This window comes from Lentzea aerocolonigenes (assembly GCF_000955955.1).
GTDB lineage: Bacteria > Actinomycetota > Actinomycetes > Mycobacteriales > Pseudonocardiaceae > Lentzea > Lentzea aerocolonigenes_A.
Window position 1 is genome coordinate 1 of the sequence record NZ_JYJG01000076.1, and the last position, 15763, is coordinate 15763.

General features: G+C 67.4%; 13 protein-coding genes. 4 read left to right on the forward strand and 9 right to left on the reverse strand.

The window, feature by feature from the left end; translation table 11 throughout:
• Positions 1 to 163 precede the first annotated feature (163 nt).
• Positions 164 to 1111, forward strand: a complete 948-nt coding sequence (pip, locus tag UK23_RS13000; protein WP_045311730.1) for a prolyl aminopeptidase — start codon at positions 164 to 166, stop codon at positions 1109 to 1111.
• Positions 1112 to 1126: 15 nt separating this feature from the next.
• Here pip and UK23_RS13005 read toward each other — a convergent pair whose 3' ends face one another.
• The 5 genes from UK23_RS13005 to UK23_RS13025 form a co-directional block, all read right to left on the reverse strand.
• Positions 1127 to 2632: a tannase/feruloyl esterase family alpha/beta hydrolase gene (locus UK23_RS13005; protein ID WP_231114487.1), complete on the reverse strand. Its 1506-nt coding sequence runs from the start codon at positions 2630 to 2632 to the stop codon at positions 1127 to 1129.
• An 87-nt stretch (positions 2633 to 2719) separates the two neighbouring features.
• Positions 2720 to 4693, reverse strand: a complete 1974-nt coding sequence (locus UK23_RS13010; protein ID WP_045311732.1) for an amino acid transporter — start codon at positions 4691 to 4693, stop codon at positions 2720 to 2722.
• A 27-nt stretch (positions 4694 to 4720) separates the two neighbouring features.
• Positions 4721 to 6850, reverse strand: coding sequence for a diguanylate cyclase (locus UK23_RS13015; protein ID WP_231114488.1), 2130 nt, complete (start codon positions 6848 to 6850; stop codon positions 4721 to 4723).
• A 130-nt stretch (positions 6851 to 6980) separates the two neighbouring features.
• Positions 6981 to 8792: a molybdopterin cofactor-binding domain-containing protein gene (locus UK23_RS13020; protein WP_082114613.1), complete on the reverse strand. Its 1812-nt coding sequence runs from the start codon at positions 8790 to 8792 to the stop codon at positions 6981 to 6983.
• Complete coding sequence (locus UK23_RS13025) at positions 8789 to 9238, reverse strand: (2Fe-2S)-binding protein (RefSeq protein ID WP_045311734.1); 450 nt, start codon at positions 9236 to 9238, stop codon at positions 8789 to 8791. The genes UK23_RS13020 and UK23_RS13025 overlap by 4 nt, the downstream gene beginning before the upstream one ends.
• A 59-nt stretch (positions 9239 to 9297) precedes the next feature.
• Between UK23_RS13025 and UK23_RS13030 the strand changes: the two genes are divergently transcribed.
• Complete coding sequence (locus tag UK23_RS13030; protein ID WP_045311735.1) at positions 9298 to 11970, forward strand: AfsR/SARP family transcriptional regulator; 2673 nt, start codon at positions 9298 to 9300, stop codon at positions 11968 to 11970.
• A 9-nt stretch (positions 11971 to 11979) separates the two neighbouring features.
• Here UK23_RS13030 and UK23_RS48590 read toward each other — a convergent pair whose 3' ends face one another.
• The 3 genes from UK23_RS48590 to UK23_RS13045 all read right to left on the reverse strand — a co-directional run bounded on the left by UK23_RS48590 (position 11980) and on the right by UK23_RS13045 (position 13187).
• Positions 11980 to 12411 (reverse strand): hypothetical protein, encoded by a 432-nt coding sequence (locus UK23_RS48590; protein ID WP_052684620.1) that lies wholly within the window; start codon positions 12409 to 12411, stop codon positions 11980 to 11982.
• Between the two features lie 76 nt (positions 12412 to 12487).
• A complete protein-coding gene (locus UK23_RS13040) occupies positions 12488 to 12907 on the reverse strand; it encodes a DUF2690 domain-containing protein (RefSeq protein ID WP_045311736.1) in 420 nt (139 codons plus the stop codon).
• 58 nt (positions 12908 to 12965) lie between these two features.
• On the reverse strand, positions 12966 to 13187 hold the full coding sequence (locus tag UK23_RS13045) for a hypothetical protein (protein ID WP_045311737.1): 222 nt from the start codon (positions 13185 to 13187) through the stop codon (positions 12966 to 12968).
• A 124-nt stretch (positions 13188 to 13311) separates the two neighbouring features.
• Here UK23_RS13045 and UK23_RS13050 point away from each other — a divergent pair, with 124 nt between their 5' ends.
• The gene (locus UK23_RS13050) at positions 13312 to 13977 is read left to right on the forward strand and encodes a DUF2306 domain-containing protein (RefSeq protein WP_045311738.1); all 666 of its coding nucleotides are present in this window, start codon (positions 13312 to 13314) and stop codon (positions 13975 to 13977) included.
• A 27-nt stretch (positions 13978 to 14004) separates the two neighbouring features.
• Complete coding sequence (locus UK23_RS13055; protein WP_045311739.1) at positions 14005 to 14640, forward strand: peptidylprolyl isomerase; 636 nt, start codon at positions 14005 to 14007, stop codon at positions 14638 to 14640.
• Here the strand turns inward: UK23_RS13055 and UK23_RS13060 are convergent.
• Complete coding sequence (locus UK23_RS13060; RefSeq protein ID WP_156213069.1) at positions 14612 to 15553, reverse strand: hypothetical protein; 942 nt, start codon at positions 15551 to 15553, stop codon at positions 14612 to 14614. The two genes, UK23_RS13055 and UK23_RS13060, sit on opposite strands and share 29 nt — an antisense overlap.
• Positions 15554 to 15763: the final 210 nt, after the last annotated feature.

The following is a 15763-nucleotide window of genomic DNA, read 5'->3' on the forward strand; positions in this document are numbered from 1 at the left end:
ATCGTCGCGAAGCGGCGATGACGCAACCAACACTCGTCCAATTCTCTAAACGCGACCTAGCGACGCAAGGCGCCCCGACCGCCCGGCGTAAAGCGCCCCTGCGCGACAGCGCCCAGCCAAAACTGAGGCGCGGCAGCCCCCAGCCCTCAATACCCTCCACCCCATGTACCCACAGGTGGAGCCCTACGACCAGGGCATGCTAGACGTCGGCGACAACCAGCGAATCCACTACGAGGTCAGCGGCAACCCCAACGGCAAGCCCGCCGTCGTCTTCCACGGCGGCCCAGGCTCCGGCCTCAACACCCGATGGCGCGAGGACTTCGACCCGGATCACTGGAAACTGGTCCTGTGGAGCCAACGCGGATGCGGCAAGAGCACCCCGCCGGCCAGCGACCCGCAAACCGACATGTCGCTCAACACCACCCAGCACCTGATCGACGACGCCGAGAAACTCCGCGAACACCTGAACATAGAAAAGTGGCTGGTCGAAGGCGGCTCCTGGGGTTCGACCCTGGCCCTCGCCTACGCCATCCAACACCCGCACCGCGTCAGCGAAATCATCATCCCCGCGGTGACGGCAGGCCGCCCGGAAGAGATCGAGTGGATCACCCGAGGCCTGGGGCTGTTCTTCCCGGACTACTTCGAAGCCTTCCAGAACGGCGTCCCGGAAGAAGACCGCGACGGCAACCTCGCCCTCGCCTACAACAAGCTCCTCAACTCCCCGGACCGAACAACCCGCGAGAAAGCCGCGTGGGACTGGAACAAGTGGGACCTCTCCACCATCACCGGCGGCGACAACGACTTCGAAGGCACCCGGTACGCGGACCCGGTCATGCGGTACCAGCTGGCGCGGACAGTCACGCACTACTGGGGCAACGACTGCTTCCTCGAGCCGACCTACATCTTCGACAACCTGCACAGGCTCAAGGGCATCCCGGGCGTGCTCATCCACGGCCGCAACGACTTCGGCGGACCGCTGACCACCGCGTGGGAGATCGCGAAGAGGTGGCCCGACGCCGAACTGGTGATCCTGAACGACGCCGGCCATCTCATCATGGAGGGCAACAGCATGGACCAGGCCATCGCCGCCGCCATCGAGAAGTTCCGTTAAGCCCCAACAACTCCGTTAGGGCGCAACGGGTCCGGGCCGGTGATACAGATCCTCACCGGCCCACCGGATCCGGTCGGAGAAACCATACCCAGGCGCAGCAACGAAATTCGCCGCGTCGTCCACCGAGCCCGAACCGTCATAGAGAGCACGCAACGGATACGGGAACACCGGACGCGTGCGCACCACAGTGCCATCCGCATCCCGGCCGGACGCGATCACCTTCTCCGGCGCGACCCCGTGCTCGACCCAGGAGACCAGCTCGCGGAACGGGTCGAAGTCGGTCAGGGTGTCGCCGCCCTGGCAGTGCCACATCGAAGGCACGACGAACAACCGCGCCCAGTCCGCGGCACGACCACCCGTCAGGCGCTGCCAGTAGTCGAGCGTGCCCTCGAAGGGGATGCCCTGATCCCCTGCGCCGTGCCAGATGATCAGTTTGCCGCCGGAACGCCGGAACTCCCGCAGGTCCAGGGACAACGAGTTCGCCTTGACCGTCTCCTGCGCTACCCGCCGCAGCTCGCGGACGGTGAACTCGAACGACTCGAGCGACGAGGACGGCTTCCCGATCGGGTAGACGAGGTTCTTCAACCCGTTGTCGGCCAGCTCCGCGGCGACTCCCCTGCCGAGCCCCGGGGTTGGGTTGAGCCAGAACGTCCACGAGATCTCCGAGCCGTAGGGCTGGCCACCGGGGTAGAGCCGCACACCCCGGTCGGACGGTCCGGCGTAGAGGTTGCGCACCCGCGCGATCTCGTCGTCGGTCAGCTGACCCGCAAGCGTTCCGGGATCGAACCTGCACAGCCGCGGGTCGTCGATCTGCCCGTCCACCAAACCGTCGAGACCGTCGCACGCGGCCATCACCGCGCCGTGCAACAGGAAGAGCTTGTCGTTCGGGATGGTGTTGCGCGCGATCCACGCCTGGTAGCCGATCAGCGCGCTGTAGTACGCACCCGGTGCCGCCGCGATGATCCCGTCGAAGTCGTGCGGGTAGCGCTGGGCGAGCAGCAGCGCTTCACGGCCGCCGTTCGAGCACCCGCTGAAGTAGGACTGGGCAGGCGCCTTGCCGTAGAACGCTTTGATGATTGCCTTCGACACCTTCGACAACGCGTGTGGCGCGCGGTAGAAGTAGTCGTCACGGGCCTGCTGGTCGTGCACGGCCCAGGTGGTGTCGAACGGGTTCTCCGCCGAGACCTGGTGGCCGTCGTCGGTCGCGGCCACCGCCGCGTCACCGAACGCCGGCCCGCAGCCCTGCGGAAAGGCCGGATCAGCGGTGATTCCGCAGAATCCGCCACACCCGTACTGCAGATAGCGGCCCTGGTACCCGCGCAGAGGCAGCTTCAGCTGGAAGCCCACGTGAGGCTCGATCGTGCCGCGAACATCGCAGAACTCCGGTGTACCAGCAACAACCACAGCCGACGTCACCTGAGTGCGCGCGGAAGGCACGTCGAACGTGCGCACCAGATCCGCGCACGACCGAACCGGGCGAGCATCGGCAGACGCGGCAGCGGGCATGATCCCCGCTGCCACGACAACAAGAGAAACTCCGAATACCAACAACTTCCGATACATATCGTCCTTCCCCAGCAGACGTACGTACGTGGGGAAGTCTGACAGCTATCCGACGTGCACGCGTGGCCGTCGAGCAGGATCCTTCTCGGCCGAGCGGATGATCTCGCGTACGACCGGAGGCGTATCGCCGCGGCCGAGGATCAGGTAGCGGAACAGGTGGCCGAGCGGATTTCCTTCCGACCACTCGAAGTGCGCGTGCGGGATCACACCGGTCGAGTCGCGCAACGCCAGCAGGATCGCCGCGATCGCGTTCGGCGCGGCCGGGGCGGAAGCGCGCAGGATGCGATGCCCGTCCACCTCGAAACCCTGGACGCACAACACGTTGCTGAACGCCGACGGGTCGACGATGTCGATCTCCAGGAAGATCACGTCCGCGCTGCCCGGTACCGGGTTGATCCCGCGCTGCTCGTTCTCCTTCTCGTCGTACTCCGCCTTGTCACCGTCCTGACGGCGGTTCGCGATCAACGTGATCCGGCCGTCGTTCGCGATGGTGTAGGTGATGAAGTCGCGCGCCTTCTCGTCGAACTTGATCTTGTCAACGCGCAGCTCGGTCGTGCGGGAGATCCGCGACACCAACGAGATCGCGACGATGCCGAGGATGAAGAAGAACGAGATCGTGATGCCGTCCGGCTTCTCGATCACGTTCTCCACCAGCGCGTACAGCAGCACCAGCGTCAGGACGGTGAAGCCGGCGGTCGCGCCGCGCTGCTTCTTGCGCCACGCGGAAACCGTGACGGCGAACGAACCGGACACCATCATCGCGAGGATTCCGGTGGCGTACGCACCGGCCTGCGCGTTCACATCGGCCTTGAAGATGATCGTGATGACTATGCAGATGAGCGTGTAGACGATCACGACCGGACGGACCGCGCGGCCCCATTCCGGTGCCATGCCGTAGGAAGGCAGGTACCGCGGCACGATGTTGATCAGACCGGCCATCGCGGACGCGCCCGCGAACCACAGGATCAGGATGCTCGAGATGTCGTAGACGGTGCCGAACACCTCGCCGAGCAGCTCGTGCGCCAGGTAGGCCAGCGCACGGCCGTTCGCCGGGCCGCCGGGAGCGAACTTCTCCTGCGGCACCAGCACAGTCGTGATGAACGACGTCGCGATCAGGTACACCGACATGATCAGCGCGGCGGTCGTCAGCAGCTTGCGGGTGTTGCGCACCCGGCTCTCCAGCCGCTCCTCCGGCGTCTTCCCGGAAGCCGACACCAGCGGCATCATCGACACACCGGTCTCGAAGCCGGACAAACCGAGCACCAGCAACGGAAACGCCAAGATCGCCGGGCCGACCACGCCGAAGACCCCGTTGCCGTGCGACCCCAGTGCGGAGATCCAGCGATCAAGAGCGTCCGGCGTCGCGAAGACGTCCACGAGCCCCACCACGGCCACAACGGCGTTCAGGACGAGGAACACCGCGACCAACGGGATCGCGACGCCCACGGCCTCGCTGAAGCCCATCAGGAACACGCCGCCGAGAATCAGCAGCAGCACGATCGTCAACGCCATCTCGTACCCGCGCAGCGACTCGGGCACGTACGGGTTCTCCAGCGCGTGCACCGAGGCGTCGGCCGCGGACAGCGTGATCGTGATGATCCACGACGTCGCCACGAACCCGAGCAGCACCAGCACGAAGACCTTGCCGCGCCAGAACGGCAGCAGGTCCTCGAGCATCGCCACCGAGCCCTGGCCGTTCGGGCTCTCCTTCGCCACCCGCCGGTACATCGGCAGCATGCCCAGCAGCGTCAACGCCACGATGAGCAGCGTCGCGAGCGGTGACAGCGCGCCGGCCGCCAGCGCCGCGATACCCGGCAGGTACGACAGCGTGGAGAAGTAGTCGACGCCGGTCAGCGTCATGACCTTCCACCAGGCGTGCGGCTTGGCGTGCGACTCGTGGCTCTCCGGGCCGGAAGGCGCCACACGGTCCGCGAGCAGCCACCGCCCCAACGGCCCACCCGGTGGCGCCGGTCGTTCCGGGCTCGGCACCTCTGCGGGGATGGCGTACTCCGTGCTCATGGCGCAGAGCATGCCATCACCAGATGATCAAGGCCTGAAGTCCGCCGGAAAACCAGCCTCCTGAACGGACAATCCGGACGGACGGAGCGTCCCGATGCTGCCCTGCGTGTGGAGATCCAGGAAGAGGTCCACGACGTCCGGGTCGAACTGCTCGCCGCGACCGGCCCACAGCTCGCGCCGCGCCCGGTTCTCGTCCAGCGCGGTCTGATGTGGACGATTCGACCGCATCGCGGCCCAAGCCACGCATACGGACAAGATGCGCGCCTCGGCCCGGATGTCCGCGCCGCGCAACCCGTCCGGGTAGCCGTCGCCGTCATAACGTTCGTGCTGCTGCCTGATCACGTGCGCCACGCCCGCGAACCCCGGCACCATCCGCGCGAGCCGGTAGCCGAAGTCGGGGTGTTGCCGCAACAACCGCCACTCCTCCTCCGACAGCGCACCCGGCTTGGTCAGCACCACCTCGGGAATGATGACCTTGCCGATGTCGTGCAGGCGCCCCGCGAGCTGCGTGATCCTGATCGTCGGCGCGTCGAGCCCGAACTCCCCCGCCGCCACGCCGGCCCAGCGCGACACCGAACGGCTGTGGTCGTAGCGGTGCAGCCACCCGTCCACCCGGTCGGCGACCTGGCAGAGGAACTCCGCCATCGCGCCGTCGGTGTCGGGATCGACCGCGGGCAACGGCTCCGGGCCGACCGCGATCCGGTTGCGCCCGGCAGCCTTCGCCGCGTACAGGGCGCGGTCCGCGATCACCACGATGTCGTCCGGGCCGTCGCCGTGCGTCGGGAAGCTCGCCGAACCGACGGACACCGTGACCGACAACGGGATGTCGTCGTTGCCCGCGTTGACCGGGATCGGCTTCTCCGCCACCCGTTCACGCAGCCGGTTGGCGATCACGGACAACCGGCCGGGGCCTGCGTCCGGCACGAGCAGCGCGAACTCCTCGCCGCCGTACCGCGCCAGCACCTCACCCGACCTGGACGCCGCGCGCAGCCGGCCCGCGACCTCCATCAGCACGTCGTCGCCCGCCGGGTGGCCGTAGTTGTCGTTGATCGACTTGAAGCGGTCCACGTCGATGATGAACACCGCCACGGAACCGTCGTTGCGGCGTGCGCGCGCGATCTCCAGCGGCAGCTGGGCCTCGAAGAACCTGCGGGTGTGCAACCCGGTCAGGCTGTCGGTGATCGCGAGCTTGCGCTGGTCCGCCACGAGCCCCGCGAGCCGCGCGATGATCAGCAACGACAGCAGCGCGCTGCCGGCCGCGATCACCAGGACGTCCTGCGACGACTGGCCGACGTCGTGGATCAGCATCAGCACCGGCGCGGCGAGCGCGGCCGACGACAGCGCGATGATCCGGCCGCGGGACAGGCCGACGTCCTTGACGTGCGCGCGATCCACGAGGCGCGCCATCGTCGGGTGCAGTGCCGCCGCACCGATGCACAGGTTGGCGGACAACCAGATCGCGTCGAGGAAGTTGCCCGCGTGGTAGCTGCCGTCGAGCCGCTGCAGCACGTAGATCGTGTCCGCGGTGAGGATTCCCAGCAGGTTCGCCGTCAGCAGGACGAACGCGCGGGGCCGCGGACCGGCGCCGAAGATTAAACGCAGTGCCACCACGAAGAGGGCGAGATCCATCATCGGGTAGCCGAGCGACGCGACCTTCACCAGCACCGGTGACGTGAGCCGCGCCTGCGGGCCGATCACGTAGAGCCAGGACGCCATGCCCGCGACGACCGCGAGCACGGCGGCGTCGAGCAGGCTCGGCAGGTCGAGGCCCGGGGCGCGGCGGCGGATCAGCAGGATCACACCGGCGACCATCAACGGGTAATGCCCGAGGTAGAAGATGTCCGCGTACGAGGGGTAAACGTCGTACTGGAAGACGTAGTGCGATGTGTAGAACGTGAGGTCGGCCATCGCGTAAACGACCTGGCTGAGTGCGAGGAACACCCACGGCCGCCGCCATTGGGGACGGTTGCGCTTGACACCCCAGAATGTCGCGATCGCGGCCGAGGCGCTGATCGTGCAGTAGAGCACCACACGCACCGTTTGTCCCGTTGTCCCCGCAGGGCTGACCGGAATCAGGTAGTAGACACCCAGCAGCAGGTGACCTGCCACCAGGTACATCCACCACGCTCCGGTCCGGCCGGCACGGAAGATGGTCACACGAGACCCCTCGTTCTACGACTTGGTCGAGCACGGTGATGATGCCCGACTCGGGATGATCGCGGCACCGCCGTTACTCCAATGAGGTGACCCACTAATACGAACGCTACCGCAAATCCCTGTTCTGTTTTCAGCGTGAAAGAAATCCGAGTGCCGCTGCGGCAGCCGGGTACGCCAGCTCACCCAATCCGCCCACGGGTGCGTCCGACTCCAGCACGACGACGTTGATCTCGGGTGTGTCGCCGATGCGCGCCCACGGGTAGTCCCCGAACGATTTTTGCACGACTTTTCCCTGTCTGACCGTGATTTGCGCACCTTGTGCCACCGAGATCGCGTCCATGACCGCGCCTTCGACCTGTTGGCGGACACCCGGCGGGTGCAGTGCGGTGCCGACGTCGACCGCCGCGGTGATTTTCGTACGGCCGTTGTGCGTCGTTTCAGCGATCACCGCGATGACCGAACCGTAGTCGCGGTGGCAGGCAACGGCTTGTGGCGCTCCTTCGTGCGCTTCCGCGGCGGCTTCCAGAACTTTTCTGACTCGCTGGTCAGCCAGCAGCTTCAACCGGCGTTCGACCTGGTTGTCCGCCATCTCCAGGCCACTCAGGAACATCTCGTCTGCATAAACCAACTGGCCTGCGTAGACGCTGCGCCAGAAGCCGGTTCTGATCGGCGGGGACGTGATGGCGAAGTGGACCTCTCCCGGCACGTCGTACGGATACTTGCCGGCCGACATCATCTTCATCATCTGCGGGTTGCTCGTGACATCCAGCATGGACGACAGAGGCCAGGTGGAAACGGCATGATCCCGCCAGACGGGTAGTCCTTCGTCGTTGACCGTTGCTCGTACGCGATGGACCGACAATGGACGGTACGAGTCGTGCTGGATGTCGTCGTCTCTCGTCCACAGCACTTTCACGGTCTTGCCGGTGTGCCGTGCGAGCTGGACTGCTTCCAAGATGAAGTCGGTCTCGAACTTCCGCCCGAACGCGCCACCCGCTCTGGTCGGGATCACCCTGACGCTCTCGAACTCCTCTTCCAGAAGTTTGCGCACCCGGTCAGGAGCCTGCGTCGGCGCCCACAGCGTCACCGCGCCGCCGTTGACCTCTGCCGTCGCCGTCGGCGGTTCCATCGGCGCGTGGGCGAGCATCGGGGTGACGAAGATCTTTTCGATGAACGCACCCGGTGGCGTGTTTCCTGCTGGCAAAGCGGCTTCGAGCTCCGCGAGCCACTGGTCGCTGTCGGCGTCCGGGAAACCGCCCTGCCAGGACGTTTTGAGATTTTCGCGCGCCTTGATCGCGGTGTAGGTGTCTTCGGCCAGCAACGCGAACCCGTCGGCCAACCGGACGACCTCGGCGTCACGGACGCCGGTGGCGTCGAAATCCGTTGGGGCGGCGCCGATCCACGGTGGCCTGGCGATCACCGCCACCAGGTCGGACGGCTGGTCGACGGCGTAGGCGAGTTTGCCCGTGACGATGGCGTCCTGATCCACCCGTTTGACCGCCGGGTTTCCGAGCACCTGCCACTCGTCCCGCGGTGTCAGCTCGACCTCGCCCGGAGTGAGAGCCGCTGCTTCCTCGGCCAGTTCCCGATAGCTGAACCGCGAGTCGCCGTGCCGCACGAACCCGTCCGCAGCACGGCATTCGGCCTCCGCGACCTGCCAGCGTCGCGCGGCCGCCTTGACCAGCAGGTGGCGGACGGTCGCCGCGGCCGTGCGGATCGGCTCGTGGACGCGCTGCATCGTGTTGGAGTTGGCGGAGATCTGCGGGCCGTACGTGTCCGGATCACCCTCCGCCTGTTCGATCGCGAGGCTCTCGACCGGGACCTTCAGCTCCTCCGCGACCATCATGGCGACGGCGGTGCGCACTCCTTGTCCCGTGTCCGGAACCGGGACGGTGACCGTGATCCGGCCAGATGCCTTGTCGATGCGCACAAAAGGATTCATGCCTTCATCCGCTCCACGGCGTTCCTGATCGCCTTGCGGATCCTGGGATAGGTGCCGCACCGGCAGATGTTGTCCCGCAACGCCTCGTCGATGTCCTCGTCGGTCGGGTCCGGGTGCTTGGCGAGCAACGCGATGGTCGCCATGATCTGGCCCGGCTGGCAGTAGCCGCACTGCGCGACGTCCTCGTCCAGCCAGGCCCGTTGCACCGGGTGGTCCTCGACGCCTTCGATCGTCAGCACGTCCTGCTCGGCCATGCTCTCCACGGTGTGCTGGCACGGCCGGAACGCCTGGCCGTCCACTATGGACGTGCACGCTCCGCAGAAGCCGACGCCGCAGCCGTACTTCGCGCCGGTCAGGCCGAGACGGTCGCGCAGGACCCAGAGCAGCGGGGTTTCCGGGTCGGCGTCGACCTCGCGGATCTCACCGTTGATGTGCAGCCGGTGCATGGTCACCTCACCGAGCGTAGCGGCCGCAACACCGTTATAGACGGGATATCGTTGCCTGCGTGGACGGCGTTCGGTTCGGGGTGCTTGGGCCGCTGCTCGTCACGCACGGGCAGCGGGACGTGCGCATCTCCGCAGGTCAGCCGCGCCAGGTCCTGGTTCTCCTGCTCCTGCACGCCGGCCAGACCGTCAGCGTCGACCACCTCATGTCGATCTTGTGGGACGGTGATCCGCCTGCCAGCGCGCGCAAGGCCGTGCAGGTGCACGTGTCGCAGCTCAGGCGGGCTCTCAAGGACCTGCCCGGCGTCTCGCTGGAGTGGTCCCGGCAGGGCTACCGGCTCGACATCCCGGATCGATCGCTCGACCTGCAGCTGTTCCGCGAGGCCGAAGATCCGGACGAAGCGCTGAGTCACTGGCGCGGCCCGGCGCTGGCCGAGCTGACGACGAACACGCAGCTCGCGAACCAGTTGGAGGAAGAGCGCCTCGGGGCGATCGAGCGACGGGTCGACAAGGCGATCAAGGAAGGCCGTCACCACGAGGTCACCGGCGAGCTGACCGGGTACGTCACCGAACACCCGACCAGGGAACGGCTGCGGGGCGCCCTCATGGTCGCGTTGCACCGCAGCGGACGGCAGGCGGACGCGCTGCGGGTGTACGACGAGGGCAGGCGGCACCTGGCCGACGAGCTCGGGCTCGATCCCGGGCAGGAGCTCAAGGACCTGCACGCGGCGATCCTGCAGGGCGACATCCCGGCCGTGCCGCGTGAGCTGCCCAAGGCGCCGGAGCCGTTCGTCGGGCGCGGCGCCGAGATCTCGCTGATCACCGGGTCCGCGGAGACCGTGATCGCCGTGCACGGGCCTGGCGGGCAGGGCAAGAGCGCTCTCGCGACCGCGGCCGCGCACGCGATGGCCGAACGTTTCCCGGACGGTCAGCTGTACGTCGACCTGCACGGCGCCACGCCCGGCCGTTCACCGTTGTCGTCCGCCGAGGTGCTGCGCCGCTTCCTGCGCGCGCTCGGCACGCCACCGCTCGCCGTGCCCACCGACACGTCGGAAGCGGCCGCGTTGTACCGGTCGACGCTGGCCCGGCGCAAAGTGCTGATCCTGCTGGACAACGCGGTGGACGCGGCCCAGGTCGGCCCGTTGCTGCCAGGTGAGGCCGGGTCGACCGTGCTGATCACCAGCCGCCGGATGCTCGCGACGCTGGGCGCTCAGCACGTCCGGCTCGATCCGTTGGCCGAGGACGACGCGGTCAGGCTGCTCGGTTCCGACGGCGATGCGGCTCGGCAGGTCGCTCGGGCCTGCGACTACCTGCCGCTCGCGTTGACGATCGCGGCCGCGCGGCTGCGGTCACGGCCGGACTGGACGACCGCGACGTTGGCGAAGCGGCTCGCGGACCAGCGCCACCGGCTGGACGAGCTGAACTTCGACGACCTCGGTGTGCGGACGAGCTTCCAGCTGAGCTTCGAAGGGTTGGACGAGCGGTCGACCAGGGCGTTCATCCTGTTGTGCTGCCTCAACGTGCCTTCGGTGAGCGAGTCGACCGCGCAGGCGTTGCTCGGGCAGGACGACGTGGATCGCGTGCTGGATCCGCTGGTGGACGCGAAGCTCGTGGAACCGTGCGGCCCGGAGCGGTATCGGGTGCACGACCTGCTGCGACTCTTCGGGGCCGAGCATCCCAACGCCGAGAAGCACGACGCGTTGACCCGTGCCTTGACGCACTACCGCGAGACTCTCACCGCCGCGTTGAAGAAGCTGCGGCCGCACGCGTACGGCGCTCTGACGAACTCGGCCACGCAACAGGACCTCGACGAGCCGTTGCAGTGGCTGACGGACGAGGCCGAGAACCTGCTGGCGGCAGCGCGTTCCACCATGACCGAACCGGCGCTGGCCGACCACGCCCTGGCCATCGCGCACATGCTGTACCCGCATCTGTTCAAACAGGACAGAGTCGCCGACCTGATCGAGCTCGGCCAGATCGCTCTGCGGGCGGCGCGGACGATCGGCACCTCGGCCGCGTTGCAGACCGCGCTGCTCGTGCAGTCGGCGGCGAACCGCAGGATCGGCTCGTTCGAGACCGCTCGCGCCCAGCTGGAGGAAGTGCTGGAGGCGCGGGCCGACGACCCGTTCGGGCAGGGCCGTGCGCTCGCGGGAATCGGCACGATCCAACGTGAGCTGGGGCAGCTGGACGAGGCTTTGGACACTCTCGCTGTCGCGATCAAGCTCATCGAGGAGCACGGGCCTGCTGGCGCGCAACGGGTTCCGCTCTCGGCGCTGGCCCAGGTGCACCAGGTCGCCGGCCGGTACGAGCAGGCCCTGGACGCGGCCACCGAGAGCCTGGGATTCGCTCGTCAGGACGAGGACGCGGCGGGCACGGCCTACGCGTTGGCTTCTCAGGGTCAGGCTTTGTTCAAGCTCGGCCGGTTGGACGAGGCTCTGACCGCGCTGGACGAGTGCATCGAGCTCTGCCGGGCGACCGGTGAGCACAACGACGAGTGGCAGGCTCTGCTGTGCCGCGCGGAAGTGTTGCTGGCGAGCGGAAAACCGGAACAGGCCACAAAGGACGCCGAGCGCTGCCTCGAGATCACCAGTGCGCGCGGCGACCGGTACGGCGAGGGTGTCGCCCGGCGCACGCTCGTCAAGGCAGGGCTGGAAAAGCACGCGGACCGGGCGGCCGAACTGCTCGGCACACCCGGTCTGCGCAGAGACAACCTGCTGGACAGCGTGATCAGTTAGAAACCAGCGTCAGCAGCGGGTGCTCGTGCGGGCCATCGGCTCGTTGGAACCCCACTGGATGTTGCCGACCGCGTGCGTGCAGTCGGAGAGCGTGTTCGCGCCCGACGACCAGTTGTCGGCCTTGTTGCTGGTGCAGTTCAGGTCGACGAGGTCGTCGTTGCCCGGCTTCTCCTTGGCCACGGAGGTGCAGACGTACCAGCTGTTGTGCGAGCTGCGGAAGCCCTCCCACACGTAGGTGTAGGCCCAGTTCTTGCCACAGCCCTTGAACTGCTTGACGGAGCCGATGTTGGTGCCACCGCTCGTGATGTACGCGGTGGAACCGATCTGCGTCACCGGGCCGCAACCGGGCGCCGACTCGGCGTGCGCGGTCGCGGAGATCCCGAGCATCGCGCCACCGACGACGACTGCCGCACCGAGCGTGCTGGCGATCTTGCTGAACATGCTTCTCCCTCAATGGTTTCTTGCGAAGGTTCTGGGGTTCTTCAGTCGGTGATGTAGCCAGTCACGGCGCGCCCCCTCAGCAGTCGCTGGACGCGAGTCGTTCGGTCTGGTGGCTGCCGTCCTTGGCGACGTACAGCACCTCTCCACGGGCACAACCGGGCGCGTAGACCATGTTTCCCCAGTGGTTACCCGGCGTTCCCGGCGCGATGAAGCCGACTCGGTCGCTGCTCGACCAGACGGTGATGCGCAGCCCGGAGTCGCCGCCGGGGTAGTTCGTGATCCGCACCCAGTTCGTCTTGCAGGTCGGCGACCAGCGCAGCTCCGCCGTACCCGACGGGTACATGGGCGAGCTGTCCGCGACCGTGGAGCCGCTGCTGCACCCGGTGGCGACCGGGTCCTTGTCGTTGCAGGAGCGCCCGCTGCAGGACGCCGCCTGCGCGTCCGGCGCGACGAGGAGCGTCAGCGCGGCCGCCGCGATCAGGGCTGTCGACTTCATGGCGCTGACCTTGCTCAGCCGCGCTCACAGGGACCTGACAGGTGCACCCGTCCAGGTGTCAGCGAGGTGTCAGAACCGCAGCACAGGCTACGTTCGTCCCCGTGCAGAACCCGTTGGAGGCGAGGAACGACTTCCCGAGGCTGGGCCTGCCAGGGCGCTCGAAGACCGCCACCCGCAGGGCGACGGCCTCGTACGTCTCCGCGGAGGCCTCGCCGTCGGCGATGGCCTGGCGCTGCTGCGGCATCGTGTCGAGGACGGCGGCCAACGACTCGGGAGTCATCGCGTCAGTTTGGAGCCGGTCGAGCGTTCGCGAAGCGACCGATCAGTGGACAGATCATGGTCAGGCCGCCGGGACGTCAGCGAGCGGTGCGTGATCGGTCAGCGGCGTTGGCGATCGTGGCGTCATGACGTGGTTGCGCAAGCCTTGGGTGGGTCCGTTGGCCTTCGTGGTGGTGGCGTTCGTGGCTTTCTCGCTGCCGCCCTATCTGACCGGTGACCGTGCAGCGGCGCGTGTGCAGTCGGACTGGGGACCGCACTATCCCCTGCTGGTGGTGCACGTCGTCTGCGCGTCGATCGCCATCATCACGTGCGTCGTCCAGATCTGGCCGTGGTTCCGCACTCGCTTCCCCGCGTGGCACCGCCGCATCGGCCGCGTCTACGTGATCGCCGGTGTGCTCCCGGCCGGACTGGCCGGCCTGGTCATCGGCTGGATGACGCCGTTCGGTCCGGTCGCGATGGTGAGCAACGTGCTGATGGCGTCGCTGTGGCTGCTTTTCACCGTGCTGGCGTGGCGCGCGGCGCTGAAGCGGCAGTTCCGCGACCACCGCAAGTGGATGATCCGCAGCTTCGCCCTGACCGTCTCGATCATCAGCAACCGGATCTGGGGCGCGGTCGCGTTCGTCCTGCTGGCCGACAGCGTGCCTGAGGCGCAGCTGCCGTACCTGATCGCCGGGATCTCGACCTGGGCCGGGTGGACGATCCCGCTGCTGATCTCGCAGTGGTGGCTGGAGCGCAAGCCGCGCCGCAAGGCACGCCCCCAGGTCGAACAGCGTGAAACCGTTCCCGCGTGACGGGCTTGACGACTACGGTCGGCGGTCATGAGGCTACTGCTCGCTGTGCTGATGATGGTCGTGCTGGCACCCGCCACCGCCCATGCCGGACCTCCGACCGCGAAGTGCGAGTTCACCCCGACTCCGGAGAACCCGGCCGCCCGCCCGGTTCAGCCGCCACCGTCGACCGTCCCGGCCAAGGGGACCGTGAAGGTCACCATCGTGACCAACTACGGCGTGGTGGTCGCGAAGCTGGACCGCGCCAACGCGCCGTGCGGGGTGGAGAACTTCGCGCACCTGGCCCGCAGCTGGTTCTACACGATGAGCCAGTGCTGGCGGCTGACGAACACCACGCGGCTCGGGGTGCTGCAGTGCGGTGACATCTACCGCGCCGAGGAAGGCGGGCCGGGCTACAAGTTCGCCGACGAGGTGACCGGCAAGGAAACCTACGAGCGCGGCACCATCGCGTACGGCAACCAGGGTCCCGGCACGAACGGCAGCGAGTTCTTCATCGTGCACTCGTTCGCCAACATCAAGCCCGTGTACACCGTGATCGGCCACGTCACGCACGGCATGGACACGCTGGACCGCATCGTGCAGGCCGGGATCGTGCCGCGGCGGGACGGAACCCTCGACGGCGCGCCGAAGAAGCCGGTCAGGATCCTGCACGTTCTCGCAGGGTAGCCAGGACCTTCGACACCATCCCGAACGGCAGCATGCCCAGGCCGTGCAGCAGTTCGGGGCCGCGCTCGCCGGCCAGGACCCGCCGGAAGACGTGCACCACCTGTACCGCACCGGGGTTCTGCTCCAGGCCGGCGAGCTCGGCAGCCAGTTGCGCGGCGTACTGCACGTCGCCCTCCGCCTGCAGCACCACGGCGGTCATCAGCGGCGACCAGTCCCGCATGGTCTCCTGCGCCCGCTCCATCGCGCGCGTGATCAGCTGGCTCAGGTCGTCCGGAACGCGTTGCGGCAGACGTTCGAGCAGATCCCACAACCGCACGCCCTCGACCTCCTCGGCCAACGCACAGATGTCGTCGTTCAGCGACATGCGTTCCGGCAGGCCGAACGCGAAGGCGAACATCGCGAGCATCTCGATCTCGCCGCCCAGAGTCGGGGCGTCGGCCCGCACCGCGATGGCCGCCGACGCGAAGTAGTGCGCGAGCACCCGCGGGGATCCGGTGTCCACGCGGCCGAGCAGCACCGCGTAGTCGTGGTGCTGCTTGCTGATCTCGTGCGGATCGCCTGCCGCGTAAGCGAGTCCGAGCGCCTCGCCCTTGAAGGCGAGCGCACGGTCGTGCCGCCCCTGCTGATCCTCGATGGCGGCCAGCTGGTCGGCCACGTGGAACCGGCTGTCCACCAGGTCGGCCATCGCCCGTCCGGCCTCCACCGCGCCGGGGTGCAGGCTCAGCCGCCCGTCCTGGATCTCGATCAAACCGTGCTCGGACAGCACCGCGAGCTCGTCGTCGGCGTCACCGACCACGTAGTCGCAGAGATCGTCTTCCCTGATGCAGCACAGCGTGAGGAACAGCCGCCTCGCCGGTTCCGGTAGCGACCGCACGGCGTCAGCGGGGTCCTCATCACGTAAGAAGGGCTCCACAGGCATCAGCTTCGCATCACAGTCAACCTGTCAACTCGTTGTGTTGGCACGGAAATAGCGCTGAGAGAAGCAGGTGTGTTGACATGTGACAGAAAGGAACAGACTCTCGAAAAAAGCCGGGAAAGCGATGCTGCTCACAGCGGTGATCAAGCCTTCAACCAGTAGAAACTCACCCGTAAGGCCTAACGGAAGCATTTAGAATTAAGGGCG

Coding starts and splice junctions, on each gene's coding strand:
- UK23_RS13025 (WP_045311734.1), bottom strand. CDS start 9,238: ATGCACCGGCTGCACATCAACGGTGAGATCCGCGAGGTCGACGCCGAC.
- UK23_RS13045 (WP_045311737.1), bottom strand. CDS start 13,187: ATGACTCCCGAGTCGTTGGCCGCCGTCCTCGACACGATGCCGCAGCAG.
- UK23_RS13055 (WP_045311739.1), top strand. CDS start 14,005: ATGAGGCTACTGCTCGCTGTGCTGATGATGGTCGTGCTGGCACCCGCC.
- pip (WP_045311730.1), top strand. CDS start 164: ATGTACCCACAGGTGGAGCCCTACGACCAGGGCATGCTAGACGTCGGC.
- UK23_RS48590 (WP_052684620.1), bottom strand. CDS start 12,411: ATGTTCAGCAAGATCGCCAGCACGCTCGGTGCGGCAGTCGTCGTCGGT.
- UK23_RS13050 (WP_045311738.1), top strand. CDS start 13,312: ATGACGTGGTTGCGCAAGCCTTGGGTGGGTCCGTTGGCCTTCGTGGTG.
- UK23_RS13040 (WP_045311736.1), bottom strand. CDS start 12,907: ATGAAGTCGACAGCCCTGATCGCGGCGGCCGCGCTGACGCTCCTCGTC.
- UK23_RS13010 (WP_045311732.1), bottom strand. CDS start 4,693: ATGAGCACGGAGTACGCCATCCCCGCAGAGGTGCCGAGCCCGGAACGA.
- UK23_RS13020 (WP_082114613.1), bottom strand. CDS start 8,792: ATGAATCCTTTTGTGCGCATCGACAAGGCATCTGGCCGGATCACGGTC.